Origin of the sequence: Knoellia locipacati (genome assembly GCF_007992835.1) — a bacterium.
GTDB lineage: Bacteria > Actinomycetota > Actinomycetes > Actinomycetales > Dermatophilaceae > Knoellia > Knoellia locipacati.
The window spans coordinates 289,837-304,529 of record NZ_BKBA01000004.1 but is presented as its reverse complement, the minus strand read 5'-3'; the positions used below and the strand labels follow the sequence as shown (position 1 = coordinate 304,529).

General features: G+C 72.6%; 16 protein-coding genes and 1 pseudogene. 9 read left to right on the top strand and 8 right to left on the bottom strand.

The features are described from left to right. Window positions 1–97: 97 nt before the first annotated feature. The 3 genes from KLO01_RS07240 to KLO01_RS07230 all read right to left on the bottom strand — a co-directional run bounded on the left by KLO01_RS07240 (window position 98) and on the right by KLO01_RS07230 (window position 1,921). Window positions 98–421, bottom strand: coding sequence for a TraR/DksA family transcriptional regulator (locus tag KLO01_RS07240; RefSeq protein ID WP_147063615.1), 324 nt, complete (start codon window positions 419–421; stop codon window positions 98–100). A gap of 54 nt (window positions 422–475) precedes the next feature. Further along, a complete protein-coding gene (locus KLO01_RS07235; RefSeq protein WP_147063613.1) occupies window positions 476–886 on the bottom strand; it encodes a VOC family protein in 411 nt (136 codons plus the stop codon). A 66-nt stretch (window positions 887–952) separates the two neighbouring features. Beyond that, on the bottom strand, window positions 953–1,921 hold the full coding sequence (locus KLO01_RS07230; protein WP_147063611.1) for a helix-turn-helix transcriptional regulator: 969 nt from the start codon (window positions 1,919–1,921) through the stop codon (window positions 953–955). Between the two features lie 70 nt (window positions 1,922–1,991). On the opposite strand from KLO01_RS07230, the gene KLO01_RS07225 reads away from it, so the two are divergent. Genes KLO01_RS07225 through KLO01_RS07215 form a run of 3 tightly spaced genes read left to right on the top strand, consistent with a single transcriptional unit; the run spans window position 1,992 to window position 4,101 of the window. Next, window positions 1,992–2,564, top strand: coding sequence for a dienelactone hydrolase family protein (locus KLO01_RS07225; RefSeq protein ID WP_147063609.1), 573 nt, complete (start codon window positions 1,992–1,994; stop codon window positions 2,562–2,564). Beyond that, complete coding sequence (locus KLO01_RS07220) at window positions 2,546–3,514, top strand: DinB family protein (RefSeq protein ID WP_246136101.1); 969 nt, start codon at window positions 2,546–2,548, stop codon at window positions 3,512–3,514. The genes KLO01_RS07225 and KLO01_RS07220 overlap by 19 nt, the downstream gene beginning before the upstream one ends. Continuing rightward, window positions 3,511–4,101, top strand: coding sequence for a mycothiol transferase (locus tag KLO01_RS07215; protein WP_147063607.1), 591 nt, complete (start codon window positions 3,511–3,513; stop codon window positions 4,099–4,101). Before KLO01_RS07220 ends, KLO01_RS07215 begins: the two co-directional genes overlap by 4 nt. Before the next feature lie 70 nt (window positions 4,102–4,171). Here KLO01_RS07215 and KLO01_RS07210 read toward each other — a convergent pair whose 3' ends face one another. Continuing rightward, window positions 4,172–5,167 (bottom strand): cation diffusion facilitator family transporter, encoded by a 996-nt coding sequence (locus KLO01_RS07210; RefSeq protein WP_246136100.1) that lies wholly within the window; start codon window positions 5,165–5,167, stop codon window positions 4,172–4,174. Between the two features lie 66 nt (window positions 5,168–5,233). Then, window positions 5,234–6,847: an HNH endonuclease signature motif containing protein gene (locus tag KLO01_RS07205; protein ID WP_147063605.1), complete on the bottom strand. Its 1,614-nt coding sequence runs from the start codon at window positions 6,845–6,847 to the stop codon at window positions 5,234–5,236. Window positions 6,848–6,990: 143 nt separating this feature from the next. On the opposite strand from KLO01_RS07205, the gene KLO01_RS07200 reads away from it, so the two are divergent. The 4 genes and pseudogenes from KLO01_RS07200 to arr all read left to right on the top strand — a co-directional run bounded on the left by KLO01_RS07200 (window position 6,991) and on the right by arr (window position 9,710). Next, a complete protein-coding gene (locus tag KLO01_RS07200; RefSeq protein WP_186827952.1) occupies window positions 6,991–8,184 on the top strand; it encodes a DUF2207 family protein in 1,194 nt (397 codons plus the stop codon). A gap of 54 nt (window positions 8,185–8,238) precedes the next feature. Further along, window positions 8,239–8,733 (top strand): nucleoside deaminase, encoded by a 495-nt coding sequence (locus KLO01_RS07195; RefSeq protein ID WP_147063602.1) that lies wholly within the window; start codon window positions 8,239–8,241, stop codon window positions 8,731–8,733. A 26-nt stretch (window positions 8,734–8,759) separates the two neighbouring features. Next, window positions 8,760–9,143: pseudogene (locus KLO01_RS17575) on the top strand (putative immunity protein); the annotation flags it as partial. Between the two features lie 114 nt (window positions 9,144–9,257). Continuing rightward, window positions 9,258–9,710, top strand: coding sequence for an NAD(+)--rifampin ADP-ribosyltransferase (gene arr, locus KLO01_RS17570; protein WP_222611949.1), 453 nt, complete (start codon window positions 9,258–9,260; stop codon window positions 9,708–9,710). 36 nt (window positions 9,711–9,746) lie between these two features. Here arr and KLO01_RS07185 read toward each other — a convergent pair whose 3' ends face one another. Then, on the bottom strand, window positions 9,747–10,187 hold the full coding sequence (locus tag KLO01_RS07185) for a VOC family protein (RefSeq protein WP_147063600.1): 441 nt from the start codon (window positions 10,185–10,187) through the stop codon (window positions 9,747–9,749). A 100-nt stretch (window positions 10,188–10,287) separates the two neighbouring features. Here KLO01_RS07185 and KLO01_RS07180 point away from each other — a divergent pair, with 100 nt between their 5' ends. Then, window positions 10,288–11,043 (top strand): YqjF family protein, encoded by a 756-nt coding sequence (locus tag KLO01_RS07180; RefSeq protein WP_307725657.1) that lies wholly within the window; start codon window positions 10,288–10,290, stop codon window positions 11,041–11,043. Between the two features lie 42 nt (window positions 11,044–11,085). Here KLO01_RS07180 and KLO01_RS07175 read toward each other — a convergent pair whose 3' ends face one another. Next, on the bottom strand, window positions 11,086–12,303 hold the full coding sequence (locus KLO01_RS07175) for an ATP-binding protein (protein ID WP_147063598.1): 1,218 nt from the start codon (window positions 12,301–12,303) through the stop codon (window positions 11,086–11,088). A gap of 389 nt (window positions 12,304–12,692) precedes the next feature. Here KLO01_RS07175 and KLO01_RS07170 point away from each other — a divergent pair, with 389 nt between their 5' ends. Continuing rightward, window positions 12,693–14,240 (top strand): M20/M25/M40 family metallo-hydrolase, encoded by a 1,548-nt coding sequence (locus KLO01_RS07170; protein WP_147063596.1) that lies wholly within the window; start codon window positions 12,693–12,695, stop codon window positions 14,238–14,240. 83 nt (window positions 14,241–14,323) lie between these two features. Here KLO01_RS07170 and KLO01_RS07165 read toward each other — a convergent pair whose 3' ends face one another. Beyond that, a complete protein-coding gene (locus tag KLO01_RS07165; RefSeq protein ID WP_147063594.1) occupies window positions 14,324–14,662 on the bottom strand; it encodes a rhodanese-like domain-containing protein in 339 nt (112 codons plus the stop codon). Between the last annotated feature and the right edge of the window lie 31 nt (window positions 14,663–14,693).

Genomic DNA, 14,693 nt, shown 5'->3' with positions numbered 1-14,693 from the left:
GCCGGCGACCCACGTCACTCTGTCATCAGGGGCATCGCCGGGTCGCGTCGATCCGGCCGCGCGGCGCCGATCTCCACCCGATCTTCACATCGGGCCCTCAGCTGTCGGCGAGGCAGCGGACCGCCCAGGGCCGCACCTCGAGGCGCTCCTCACCGATGGGCCTGCCGCAGACCTCGCACGTGCCGTAGGTGCCGTCCTCGACCTTGGCCAGCGCCAGCCGGACCTGCGCCAAGGTAGCGAGCAGGCCCTCCTGCACCGTGACGGACGTCAGCCGGTCGACGGCGAGCGAGGTCCCCTCACCGATCCGCTTGCCGAACGAGATCGACCCGGCATCCCCCTGCGGCCGGGTCACCGCGGCGAGCTCGTCGACGAGCGACTGCTCCTTGTCGCGCAGCAGGTCAGCGGCCCCGGTGGTGTCCATCGACCGACCATACGGCCGAAAGCTCCGTGCCGGTCACCGGCGCCGACGAAGGGATCAGCCGACGAGCAGGCAGAACGTGTGCCCGGCGGGGTCGGCGAGGACGTAGAGCGGCTCCTCGTCGTCGCTGCGGTCGAGCCGCAGCTCGGCGCCGAGGCCCAGCGCGACGTCCTTGTGCCGCTCGAGCTCCTCGACGCTGCCGACGAGGTAGTCGACGTGCAGCTGCTGCGGCACCGTGTGGTCGGGCCAGGTCGTGGCGCGGTGCTCGGGCTCCTCCTGGATGGCGAGCTGCCGCGTGCCGTCAGGGCGGGTGAGCACGAGCCAGTCGGCGTCGTCGGGGCTCCCGTCGGTCGGCGGCTCGTCGCCGGGGCGGTAGAACAGCCCGAGAAGCTGCCGGTAGAACTCGGCGAGCTCTCGTGGCCGTCGACAGTCCAGGACCGTGTGCAGGTATGCCGGGTACGTCCCCATTGCTGCTCCCTCACCTCGCGCCTGCCGGCCGGCCGTCCCACGACCGACACACCGCCATCGTGGCACTCATCCTGCGGCGGCGAGCAGCCTCTCACCGAGGGCCCGCACCGCGTCCCTGACCTCGTCGCCCCGCTCGACGCGGAAGGCGCCGGGCAGGGTGGCGAGGTCCGCGGCATACGAGCGCGGGTTGCTCGTGCTCCCGACGAGGCGACACGTCTCGTCGGTGACGGGCTCGACGCGGCCCATCGTCGTCGGGATGCACTGGGTCACCCGCTCGGCCGACGCGTCGACGACGACCTCGACGGGGAAGTCCCAGCCCTCGCCGAGGTGGCGCACGAGCGCGGCGACGGGGTCGAGGTCGGGTGGCGGGGTGAAGGTGCCCGCGAGGAGCGAGACGTGGCGGATCCGGTCGATCCGGTAGGCGCGGGTCGCGTCCGAGGTGAGCGAGTGACACAGGAGGTACCACCGGCTGTGGCGCACGACGACCGCCCACGGCTGGACCTCGAGCAGGAGCTCACGCCCGGCCTCGGTGCGGTAGTCGATGCGGACCTCGCGCCCGTCGGCGCAGGCGCGCACGAGGGTCGCGGTCGACTCCGGGGCAGGTCGGGCATCCGGGCTGTCGGGCACCGGGGCGGCGACGCGTCGGACCGTCTCGGCCTGTGCCGCAACGGACTCGGGGAGGGTGCGCAGGATCTTGCCGATCCCGCTGCCGACCGGGTCGTCGGCGTCGTCGGGGTCGTGGTGCCCGTCGAGGACGGCCATGACGAGGCCCAGCGCCTCCGCGGGGGTGAAGACGACGGGCGGGGGTCGCAGACCGCGCCCGGGCCGGTAGCCGCCGGCCGGTCCGCTCACCGAGGCGATCGGTATGCCGGCCTCCCGCAGCGTCGCGACGTAGCGCCGGGCCGCGCGTGGGGTCACACCGAGGCGGTCGCCGAGCCGGTCCGCGGTGATGCCGGGCTGTCCCTGGATGAGCTCGAGCGCCCGCAGCGCCCGGGCGGTCGGGCTGGCGTCGACGAGGGCGGCATCGAGGGTCATGCGAGGAAGTTTTTCGCAGATCCGACCATTGCGGAAGGCTTCCGTCCGCAATGTTTCCTAGGTTGGCCCCATGACCGAGATCGTGCTCTTCCACCACATCCAGGGCCTCACCTCCGGCGTCACGGCGTTCGCCGACACGCTGCGCGGGGCGGGCCACACCGTCCACACCCCCGACCTCTTCGAGGGCCGGACCTTCGGCTCGATCGACGAGGGCGCGGAGTACTGCAAGGAGGTGGGCTTCGGGGAGGTGCGCGCGCGAGGCGTGCGTTCCGTGGACGACCTCCCGAACGCCCTCGTGTATGCCGGGTTCTCCCTGGGCGTGATGCCGGCGCAGCAGCTGCTCCAGACCCGGCCGGGTGCGCTCGGGGGGCTCTTCTACCACTCGTTCGTCGACCCCAAGGAGTTCGGAGAGTGGCCGTCCGGCGTCCCGGTGCAGGTCCACTCGATGGACGCCGACCCGTTCTTCGTCGACGAGGGCGACCTCGAGGCGGCGCGCCCGTTCATCGACTCGCACCCCGAGGCCGCGCTCTTCCTCTATCCCGGCGACGGGCACCTGTTCGCCGACAGCTCGCTCTCGGACTACGACGAGGGTGCGACCCGACTCGTGCTCGAGCGGTCGATCGAGTGGCTGCGGACGCTGTGAGCACCGAGGGCCCACCGAGCGAGGGCGGCGAGGACGGCGACGCACGCGAGGCCGGTGGGGCCCGCGGGGTCGCCATGCCCCGCGAGTTCCGCGACGAGCAGCTGTTGGGAGCGACGTTCGACCACGTCGACCTCACCGGTTCGCACTGGGACCGGGTCGACCTCACCGGCGCGACGCTCACCTCGGTGGACCTCGCCGACGCGGACATCCGCAATGTCGCGTTCACCCGGACCCGGGTGCGCGGGGCCTACCTCTCCGATGTCGAGATCTGGGGCGAGGTCGAGGGGCTCACGGTCAACGGCGTCGACGTCGGGCCGCTCGTCGAGGCCGAGCTGGACCGTCGCCACCCCGAGCGGGCCGCCCTGCACCCGGCGGACGCCGAGGGGTTCCGGGCGGCGTGGGAGGTCATCGACCGCCTGTGGGCCGGCACCGTCGAGCGCGCCCGGCGGCTGGAGGCCGTCGATCCCGAGCTCCTGCACGAGAGCGTCGAGGGCGAGTGGTCGTTCATCCAGACCCTGCGTCACCTTCCCTTCGCGACGAGCTCGTGGTTGCTGCGCGGCATCCAGGGCGACCCGTCACCGTGGCACCCGCTCGAGCTGCCCTGGGACGAGATGAGCCCGACGCCGGGGGTGCCGCAGGACCGCGGGGCCAGGCCCTCGCTCGACGAGGCGCTGGAGCTGCGGCGGGACCGCTTCGAGCGGGTGCGCGACCACCTCGCCACGCTCACCGACGAGGCGCTCGCCGGTCGGACGGCCCCTGTCGAGGGCGTGGGGTGGCCACCGGCAGGCGAGTCGTTCCCGGTGCAGGAGTGCCTCGCCACCCTCATCAACGAGGAGTGGTGGCACAGGCAGTTCGCCGAGCGCGACCTCGCGGTGCTCGAGGCTCGCATCGACACGGCGACGGACGAGCGGGACGCGGGCACACGGCATACGCAGATGGAGGAGTCATGACGGATCCGGTGCACGGCAGCGACGACACCCCGTGGGAGCCACCCCTGGCGGGCAGCGAGGCCGAGCAGGTGCTCGGCGCGCTGGACCGACTGCGGTGGACGTTCCGGTTCAAGACCGACGGCCTCGACGCGGCGGGGCTGAACCAGCGCATCGGCGCCTCGACACTGACCCTCGGACGGCTGCTCAAGCACCTCGCGGCGGTCGAGGACGACTGGTTCCACCGCAAGCTGGCCGGCGACCCCATGCCGGCGGTGTGGGAGGGCAACGGCTGGGACGACGATGACGACTGGGAGCTGACCTCGGCGGACGGCGACGAGCCGGCGGCGCTCTACGCGTTGTGGGACGGCGCCGTCGCGCGCTCACGTGCGCGGGTCGCGGCGGCCCTGGAGGTGGGCGGGCTCGACCAGGATGTCTCCGCGGGGAGCGCGGACCAGCGGGCGAACCTGCGGCGGCTGCTGCTGGACACGATCGAGGAGTACGGCCGCCACACGGGTCACGCCGACCTGCTGCGCGAGGCCGTCGACGGCCGGGTGGGTGAGGACCCGCCTGCCGGGTGGCGCCCGGGACCTCGGTCCGCCGGCTACTGACTCCACCATTGGGTGTCGGGGATCCGGGCGCACCGGTGTGGGTGTGGGCCCGGATCCCCGACACCCGATGTCACTCCCGGGCGCCCCGCAGTGCTGCCGGGTCGAGCGAGCTGTCGTCGGGTCGCGACAGCGTGATGATGGCGTCCACGACGAGCTCCTGCTCGGTCACCGCGTCGGACAGCTCGTGCAGCCGCGTCGCCACCTGCCGCTCGGTGTCGTCGCCGACGAGGTCGACGGCGGCGACGAGGAGCATCCGCCCCGGCCCGACGAACTCCAGGTGCAGGTAGGTGACCCGCTCGACGCCCGACTGGGCGAGGAGGTGCTCGAGCGCCCCGAGCCGAAGGTCCGCCGACCCGGCCTGACCGACGAGGAAGTCGCGGTTGCGCCCGATGAGGAAGATCGCGAGGGCCCCGAGCAGGAGGCCGACCGCGATGGACCCCACGGCATCCCAGCGGGCGTCACCGGTGAGCTCGTGCATCCCGATGCCGGCCGCGGCGATGACGATGCCGAGCAGCGCCGCGGCGTCCTCGAAGAACACCGCGCGCAGCGTCGGGTTCGACGTGCGGATGATGAACGGCAGGGTCGAGAGGCCGAAGCGGCGAGCCGTCGCCCGGGTCTGCCGGCGGGCCTGGAGGAACGACACACCTTCGAGGACGAACGCAATCGCGAGGACGGCATACGCCCAGACGTAGTCGGCCTCCTCCTCCGCGCCGGACCGCAGGCTGTCGACGCCGTGCCAGATCGAGACGATCGCCCCGGCGGTGAAGAGGCCGAAGGCGGCGAACATCGACCAGACGTAGGCCTCGCGACCGTGGCCCCACGGGTGGTTCGCGTCGGCCGGGCGCGCGGCGCGGCGCTCGGCGATGACGAGGAACACCTCGTTGCCGGCGTCCGCCCACGAGTGCGCGGCCTCGGCGACCATGGACGCGGACCCGGTGATCGCGCCGACGACCGACTTGGCGATCGCGATGAGCACGTTCATGCCCAGCGCCACCAGCACCGTGAAGAGGCTCTCGCCCCCGCCCTGCTCCTGGGAGTCGTCGGAGTGCTCGGAGTGCTCGGTCACGCACTCACTGTCGCACCTCGACGGCGCCCGCAGTGGCCGGAGCGAGGCCGTCCGGGGCCGACGCGGTCAGAAGGGGATGACGTCCGGGTGCGGCTCGCGTGGTGGCGGGTCGAAGGCGAGGTCGGTCCAGTGCCGGTCGACGCGAGGGGGTGGGCGCAGGCCGTCATCGGCTCGGTGCCGGTGAGGTCGCGTGCGGGCGTGCAGGGTGAGGAGCTCGGCGAGCTGGTCGTCGAGCGGGCTGAGGTCGAGGTGGTGCGTGCGTGCGGCCGCTGATGACGCGTCCCCGGATCCGGCGCCCGACGCGGGCGCGGTGGCACCCAGGTGCAGGTGGTCGACGGCGGAGGTCGTGGAGCGCGCACCGGTCGGGTCGGTCCAGTCGACGGTCCCGTCGGGGTGGAGGCGCGGGGTCCAGCCGTCGCGCTGCTTGATGCGGTGGTGACGGCGGCAGAGGGCGATGAGGTTGGCCGGGGAGGTCGGTCCTGCGGGCCAGGGGCGGACGTGGTCGAGGTCGCACTGGCGCGCCGGTGTCGAGCAGCCCGGGAAGCGGCAGCCTCCGTCGCGCAGCCGGACGAACCGAGCCATGACAGCGGGGATCCGGTAGGTCTCGCTGGTCGTGGTGGACGTGCCCGTGAGGTCGCGCCCGGTGGCGAGGCCGGCGGGGACGTCCCCGCCGGTGAGGGCTCCGGTGACCGGGTGGCACGTGAGGCCGGGTGCCGCCGTCGAGGTGGCCGCGGCCAGCCAGCGGGCGGGGACGAACGTCGTGCCCGGTGCCCCGAGGCCACCGATCTCGCACCAGCCGTCGTCGGGTCCGGCGCCGGGCACCGCCTGCGCGTCCGACGGCGTGGACCCGGACTCGGGCACAGACGCGGGCTCAGGGACCGACCCGGTCGTGACGTCGGCCCGGGTCGCATGGAGCACGACCGAGACGTCACTGTGCTCGAGGATGAGCTGGGCCATGGCGTCGGCGCGGGCCTGGGTGAGGTTGTCCGCCTTGCCGTCGCGCACGAGCTGGCGGGCGAGCTCGGTGACGGCGGTCCAGGCGAGGCGCGACTGCTCGACGAGGAGGTCGGCGCGCCACTGGTCGACGCCGTGCTCGCCCGTGACGCGGGTCAGGACGCGGCGGTCACGGGCCCGCTCGGCCTCGTCGGCGAGGGCGTCGGGGAACAGTCGGCCGACGGTGCGGGCGACGAACCGCCGCAGCGGTCCGGTGGTGAGCCTCTCCCAGTGCGGGCGCACTGCGTCGACGACTGTCGCGGCGTCCTCGGCATCGAGGATGTCGGTCTCCTCGGTGACGACGGCGGCGCGGCGCTCGTCGAGCTCGCCGGCGGTCATCGCGTCGACCACGGCGGGGGTGCGGGTCATCTGGTGGATGGCGTCGGTGACCCGGTTCGCAGCGACGTGGACCGAGACGCCCATCCGCGGCGCAGCAAGCTCGGGTGCGTCGAGACGCTGGTGGCCCAGACCGTGGTGGACCTCGACCTCGGTGCCGTCCTCCTGCCGCGTCGGCTCGATCGCCGACAGGTGGGCCAGGGCGACGGCCTGCCTCGCGCAGGCCGCGTCCTTGTCGCGCTGGGCCTCCTCGATGACGTCGAGGAGCTGCTCGGTGGTGAGGGTGCGCGCGGACTCCAGCAGCACGGCATACCGGCCCTGACGGGCGTCGGTCGCGGTGCGGGGATCCATGACCGCACGATACCCGAACACCAGTTCGATGACAACCTTTTTGGGCGCCAATTCCGTTCTGCTGCAGGCGAACACGCGACAACGACACTCCCTCGACCGAAGACGGCAGGCGCTCGACCACACGCGGCCCTACAGTGACCCCCGTGCCTGCCGACGTGACGCCCCTCGAGGTCCTCGGCGGCCTCGTTCCCCTCGTCGGTGCCGCCCTCACCCTCCTGTGGTTCCGGTGGCGCCGTCGTGACGAGGTGTTCACCCAGGTCACTCCGGGAGAGGTGCCCCGCCTCGGCTCGGGTGACGGCTCGGCGCGAGTGCGTCGAGGTGTCGAGTGGAAGGGCTCGGTCGCTCCGCGCTTCCACGTGCCCGACGAGTCGACTCCAGCGCTGTCCGGCACCGTCATCGACGGTGTCGTCCACGGTCGCGACCTCACCGCCACCCTCGTCGACCTCGCCCTGCGCGGCATCGTCAGCCTCGAGCGGGAGGGCGACGACTGGCGGGTGAGTCGGACTGGGATCGACGAGACGTCGATGGCCGCCCACGAGCGCGTCCTCCTCGACGCCGTCCTCGGCGGGTCGCCGTCGGTGCGGCTGGGCGAGCTGCGCAAGGCCGAGGTCGCCCACCGGTGGCGCGAGGCCGAGATCGCCGTCTATCGCGCCGTCGTCGACCGAGGGTGGTACGCCAAGCACCCCCGCTCCCGCAACGGCTGGCTCGCGGCGCTCGGGCTGGTCCTCGTCCTGGGCGCGGCCGTCGCCGGCGTCGCCTCGGGCGTGGCGGACGACCACTGGCGCTGGGTGCCACTCGGCGTCGGGCTGGGTGTGGGCGGTGCGCTCCTCGTGCGCCTCGGACGGGGCCGCACCCCGCGGACGGCCCTGGGCTCGGCGGCCAGGATCCAGGCCCTCGGCTACGAGAAGTACCTCGCCACCGCGGAGGCCCACCAGCTCCGACGCGAAGAGCTTGCCGGAGAGGTCAGGTCGATGCTCCCGTATGCCGTCGCCTTCGGCGTGGCTGCGCACGTCGCCTCCGTCCTGGGAGACGCCCTGCGAGCCGCCCGCATCGCGGAGGGCACCGAGACTGCCCTGGCCATGGCCGTCGACGGCGCGCTCGACCCCGGCGTCTTCCAGCTGATGTCGGGGCTCGTCGACCTCGGTGGTGACCTCGACGTCCCGGACCTGGGCGCACTCGGGGACCTCGTCCCCGACGACGCGTTCACCGCACTGGTCGACGGCTTCGAGGGCCTGGGCTCGGCGCTGTCGAGCTTCGCCGGGAGCATTGGCGACGTCATCCCCGACGGGGACGTCCTCGACGGCTGCGACGGGTGTGGCGGGTGCATCGACTTCTGAGGGCGGCGGTCTTCGCCCGGCCACGTCCGGCGCAACGTCTGCCACGATGACGGCATGTCTCTCGAGGACTCCGACCTGACCCACCTGCGCCGCTGCGTCGAGCTGGCGCGCGAGGCCCTGGACGCGGGGGACGAGCCGTTCGGCTCGGTGCTCGTCGACGCCCACGGCACCGTCCTGCACGAGGACCGCAACCGCACCAAGGACGGCGACCAGACGCGTCACCCCGAGTTCGAGCTGGCGCGCTGGGCCGCGTCCCACACCGACCCCGCGGACCGTGCCGGCTGCACGGTCTACACGTCAGGCGAGCACTGCGCGATGTGCTCCGCCGCCCACGCGTGGGTCGGGCTGGGACGCATCGCGTATGCCGTGTCCACCGAGCAGCTCATCGGCTGGCTTCGCGACTGGGGCGTCGCGCCGGCGCCCGTCCTGCCGCTCTCCGTGCAGCAGGTCGCGCCGGGGATCGTCGTCGACGGCCCCGCACCCGAGCTCGAGGACGAGGTCCGGTCCCTCCACGCCCGCCTGCACGGCATACGGAGCGAGGCGAACTGACGCACACCCGTGCCAGACTCGCGGGCGTGAGCACCTCGGGGGACTTCGAGCTGACGACCGACGAGCTGCGGGAGGTCGTCCGGTATGCCGTGACGTGCGCCGAGCCGGTCCTCGTCCTCTTCGAGCGGGCCAGTCCGCTGGACTCCCGGCCCGCAGCGGCGCTCGAGGCCGCGCGCATCTTCGTCGACGGGGCTCCGCGCTCACGCCTGCAGCGCACCACCGCGACCGAGGCGCACCGGGCGGCGAAGGACGCGCCCGACGACGCCGCAGGGCACGCGGCGACGGCCGCGGGCGATGCTGCTGCCGCGGCATACCTGCATCCGCTTGCGAAGGCGACCCAGCTGCGACACATCCTCGGAGCGGCGGCCCACGCGGCACGTGCTGCCGAGATCGCGCGGGGCGAGGACAAGGTCGTCGCCGAGTACGTCATCACGGCCGCCGCGAGACGGGCGACGCCCGAGCTGCTCGACGTCCTGTCGCGCTACCCGCGAGCACCGAAGGGGCGCAACCGGATCAGCGTCCTCATGGCCCAGCTCGACAGCCTGCTGCGCGACCCCGCACCGACCCCACGCGTCGTCGACGACCAAGGTCCGTTCTTCCACGGCACGCGCGCCGACCTCGCCCCGGGCGACCTGCTCACACCCGGCTGGGGGACGAACTACGGCTCCGGCAAGCGGTCCAACCACATCTACCTCACCGCCTCGCGCGACGGCGCGCCGCTCGCTGCCGCCCTGGCCCGCGGCGACGGTCCGCCGCGCGTCTACCGCGTCGAGCCGGTCGGCACGATCGTCGACGACCCCAACGTCACCGACAAGCGGTTCCCCGGCAACCCGACCCGCTCCTACCGCACGACCGAGCCGCTGCGCGTCCTCGAGGAGGTCACCGGGCTCACCTTCCCGAGCGACGAGACGGTGCAGCAGATGCGCGCCCGGGTCGCCGAGCTGTCCGAGCTCGGCATCGAGGCGATGGACGACTGAGGCGTCCGCGGGCTGCGCCTGTCCCGGCAGGACGCGTCAGCTGACGTTCTCGGCCAGGGCGACGATGATCCCGTCGGGCCCGCGCACATAGGTCATCCGCCAGGCGCCCTGCCACTCGCCGATCCCTCCGACGAGCCCGTAGCCGGACCGCCCGAGCCGCTCAACGATCTCGTGCAGGTCCTCGACCTCGAAGCAGAGGTTGCGGATCCCGATCTCGGTCGACATCGGTGCAGCCGTGCCCGTCGTGTGCTCGGGGTGGACGAAGCACGAGAGCTCGATGCTCGTCCCGCCTCCCGGCAGCCGCAGCGTGAGGATCTCGCTGCGGGAGCCGGGGATGCCGATGACCGTGTCGACGAACTCGCCCTCCATCGCCATGCGGTTCTCGCGCTCGAAACCGAGGCTCTCGAAGAAGGTGGCAGCCGCGTCGAGGTCGGAGACCGTGATCCCGACGTGGTCGAACAGTCGAATCCGTCCCATGGGTGCCATCCTCCGTCAGTGTCGTGGTGCCGGCACCTCGAGGACGGAGCCGATGACGCGTTCTCGACGCGCGCGAGCGGCTCATCCCTACGATGGGGACGTGGACCGCGCAGGGATCGAGCCCGTCTCGTCGACGGCTCCGGAGCTGGTCGGTTCGGTGATGATGACCCAGCAGTGGAGAGACCTGACGTTCCTGCACTGGGCGGTCGATCCGGACCTGGTCGCGCAGCGGATGCCACCAGGGGTCCGCCCGGACACGATCGACGGCGTCACCTACGTCGGGCTCATCCCCTTCCGGATGGTGGGAGCCGGAATTGCCCGCGGGCCGGGCGTGCCGTGGCTCGGCTCGTTCCTCGAGACCAACGTCCGGCTCTACTCGGTGGACGAGACCGGCCGCCGCGGGATCGTGTTCCTCAGCCTCGACGCCGACCGGGCGGCGGTCGTGGTCGGCGCGCGGGCGGCGTTCGCGCTGCCCTACCGCTGGGCTCGCATGCGGCACGGGCGCAGCGGCGACGTCCACTCCTACGACGCGCGGCTGCGGGCCCCCGGGTCACGCGCGCGCAGCCACATCGTGGTGCGTGCCGGCGCCCCCCGCCAGCCCACCACTCTCGACGAGTTCGTGAGCGCCCGGTGGGGCCTGCACGTCTCGGCCTGGGGCCGGACGCGGTACGTCCCCAACCACCACGAGCCCTGGCCGCTGCGCGAAGCGGAGGTGCTGGCGCTCGACGACGAGCTCATGGCCTCGGTGGGCCTTCCGGACCTCGCTTCGCGTGCTCCGGACCACGTGGCGTTCAGTCCCGGGGTGAGGACGCAGTTCGGCTTCCCCGGCGATGCGACTCGTCCGCGCCATCCCTGACGTCCCGGTGCGGCAACGCCGCCCTGCGGTGAGAGCCCTCGGTCAGGCGGTCTGCTCGCGCAGGTAGCGACCGAAGTGCGGCACGGTGAACGCGATCCGACCGCGCTCGCCCGAGTAGATGAGCCCCTTCTTGAGCAGGGCGTCCCGCGCCGGCGACAGCGACTGGGGCTTGCGGCCGAGCTGTGACGCCACATCGGCCGTGGGGACCGACTCGATGTCGTCGAGCTCCTCGACCCCACCCTCGGCGATGGCGACCGCGACGTCGGCCATCGCCCGGAGGTACTCGCGCTCCCCCGGCGTCGCCCGCTCGAACCGCGACCCGAAGAACCCGACGGCGAGCTCCGCCTCCGCCTCGGGGGCGGCGACCCGCACGTCGTCGGCGGTCACCGGCGACGCAGGGGCACGGTCCCAAGCCGCCTTGCCGTAGGCCTGGATGAAGTACGGGTAGCCGCCGGTCGCGGCATACATCGCGTCGAGGGCGTCCTTCTCGTAGGCCGCACCCTCCTCCTCGGCGGGCACGACCAGCGCCGCGTCCGCCGCCGCACGCGGGAGCCGGTCGATGCGCGAGTAGCGAAAGAGCCTCTCCGAGTACGACTTCGACGCCGAGAGCACCGCCGGAAGGTGCGGCAGGCCGGCCCCGACGACGATGACCGGCAAGCCCGACTGCGAGATCTCGTGGCAGGCCGCACACAGCGCCGACACGTCGTCGGGCCCCAGGTCCTGCATCTCGTCGATGAACACCGCGATCCCGCGACCGGTGTCGGCGGCGAGCCCGCCGATGTCGGTGAGCAGCTCGACGAGGTCGATCTCGATGTCGCCGGAGTCGGCACGTCCCGAGGCGGCCGGTGCGTCGATGCCCGGGTTCCAGCGCTCGCGCAGCTTGGCCCCCGACGGAGCGTCGCGCTGGGCGAAGGCCTTGATAACGCCGAGGACGTGCTGGACCTCGTGGTCGCTGGGGTGGCCGAGCTCGCGCACCGCCTGGTGCAGCGCCGACGACAGGGGACGGCGCAGCGACTGGTCGGGTCGCGCCTCGAGCTTGCCGGTCCCCCACTTGGCGCGAACAGCGGCTGACCGCAGCGCGTTGAGCAGCACCGTCTTGCCGACGCCGCGCAGTCCGGTGAGCACGATCGAGCGTTCGGGGCGACCCCGCCGCACGCGTTCGAGGACGACCTCGAAGGCGTCGAGCTGCTCGTCGCGACCGGCGAGCTCGGGCGGGCGCTGGCCGGCGCCGGGGGCGTAGGGGTTACGGATCGGGTCCACGATCGCACCGTATCCGCATCTCTAGGGCGGACGGCATACATCCAGATAACGTCGTATGCCGTGTCGCGCCCGGTGCCGTCGTCGCACGTCCGCACGACGCTGGGCGGTGCGCCGCGCCGCCCCCTCAACGCGCGGCGCACCGCCCTTCGAGGCGAAGAGTCGGCGACACCGCTGCGATTTCGCTGCGAATCCGCTGCGGTTTCCGGACCGGCCCGGATGTCAGTCGCTGGACGCCCGAGCCCGAGGACGACCGGTCACCGCAGCCAAGCGACCGGTCGGGTCACAAAACCCGCCCTTGGTCGACGTCGGCGGACCCGGTCGGTGACTACCCGGACGTAACCCAGAAAGGTCAGATCGGTCAGCACGTCGTCGTCTGATCGGAGTAGTCCATGGTTCGCCCAGAAGGTTCCGGAGCACAGGTCGACCGGCGCAAGTTCGTCGCCGGCGTCGGCGGGGTCGCGGGGCTCGCCGCCCTCGCCACCACCGCGGGCTCACAGCTGGGGACCGGCCCTGCCGCCGCCTCGCGACGCGGCGCCAGGTCGGCCGCGGCACCGGCCGACCCCCTCGCCCTGCTCAAGAAGATGCTCTCGTTCGACACCCAGAACTTCGGCAAGGGTGGCAACACTCGGCCGCACGCGGAGTGGCTCAAGTCGGTGTGGGACGCGGCCGGGGTGCCCGCCGAGATCATCGCGACACCGCAGCCCGACAACGTCCACCTCATCGCGCGGATCCCGGGGAAGGCCGGCTCGAAGGAGAAGCCGCTGCTCCTGCTCGGCCACTCCGACGTCGTGCCGGTCGAGCGGGAGAACTGGAGCGTCGACCCGTTCACGGGCACCGTCAAGGACGGCGAGATCTACGGCCGTGGCGCCCTCGACATGAAGGGCGCGAACGCCGCCTCGGTCTCCGCCCTGCTCCGTCACCTCTCCCAGGGCGCCGAGTTCGACCGCGACATCATCGTCCTCACCGACTGCGACGAGGAGGCCGGGAGCTACGGCTCGGGCTGGCTCGCGAAGGAGCACTGGGACAAGCTCGACTGCGGGATGGTGCTCACCGAGGGCGGGTGGTTCCTCGCCCAGTCCGACGGCACGACACCGATGCTCATCACCGTCACCCGCCAGGACAAGGTCTACTTCAACCTCGACCTGCGCGCCCGCGGCACCGCGACCCACTCGAGCAAGCCGATGCCGGACTCGGCGATCGTCGGCCTCTCCCGAGCGGTGTCCGAGCTCGGCGACCACAAGGCGCCCGTGGCGCTCACCGACGTCACGCGCGCCTACTTCGAGGCGCTCGCCCGCGCCACCGACGACCGCAAGCTCAGGAGCGCGCTGCGCCTCATGCTCAAGGCCCGCAGCCAGCGGTCCCTCGAGCGCGCCGCCGCCCTGGTCGTCAGGCTCTCCGACTACCCCTACCTCCACTCGGCGCTGCTGCGCACGACGATGGCCTTCGTCATCGAGGACGCTGGCTACAAGGAGAACGTCATCCCGTCCGAGGCCCACGTCCGGGTCAACTGCCGCGGGATCCCCGGCGGGCAGAAGCCGCGTGACTTCCTCGCGTCGATCCGCAGGCTCATGGACGAGCGCGACATCGAGGTGACCCTCGCGGGTGCCGAGGGCGAGACCGAGGAGCAGACGCTCGCCGCGCTCGACAAGCGGTGGGCCACCCCACCGGCCGACGTCAAGACCCCTCTGTTCAGCGGGATCTCACAGGCCGCGGTCAAGACCTACCCGGAGGCGGTCTTCACCCCGGCGCTCTTCGAGGCGGGCACGAGCCTTGGCCCGTGGCGCGAGAAGGGCATCCCGGGCTACGGCGTCTACCCCTACGTCATCGACAACGACCAGCTCATCGGGATGCACGGCAACGACGAGCGCATCTTCGTCGAGGCCCTCGCGACGGGCACCGACTTCATGTACGAGGTGTTCTCGCGCTTCCGGGTGTGACCGGAGAAGGAGCAGGTATGCCGTGGGGCACCGTTCGCGTGAACGGTGCCCCACGGCATACCCGGCTGTTGAGAGCGGGCGGCTCAGGGGACCTGCGGGTCGCTGCCGTCGGAGGTCTGCATCTCCTTGCCGGCGGCGTGCCAGGCGCGCATGCCACCGTCGAGGTTCGCGACCTCGTAGCCCTGCTGCTCGAGCCACGGCAGGGTGCGCGCCACCCGACCGCCGCTGCGGCAGGTGACGACGACGGTCTCGTCGCGCTCGAGGAACGGCGCGAGCTCGTCGACGCGGGCCGGCAGCTCGCTCATCGGGATGTGCACGGCTCCCGGGGCGTGGCCGCGGTCCCACTCGTCCTGCTCGCGGATGTCGAGGAGGACGGCGTCGTCGGCGAGGTCGGACGGCTGGACCTGGGGGAACTGGCTCATGCCTCCGACGGTACTTGAGGTGCACGCCCGA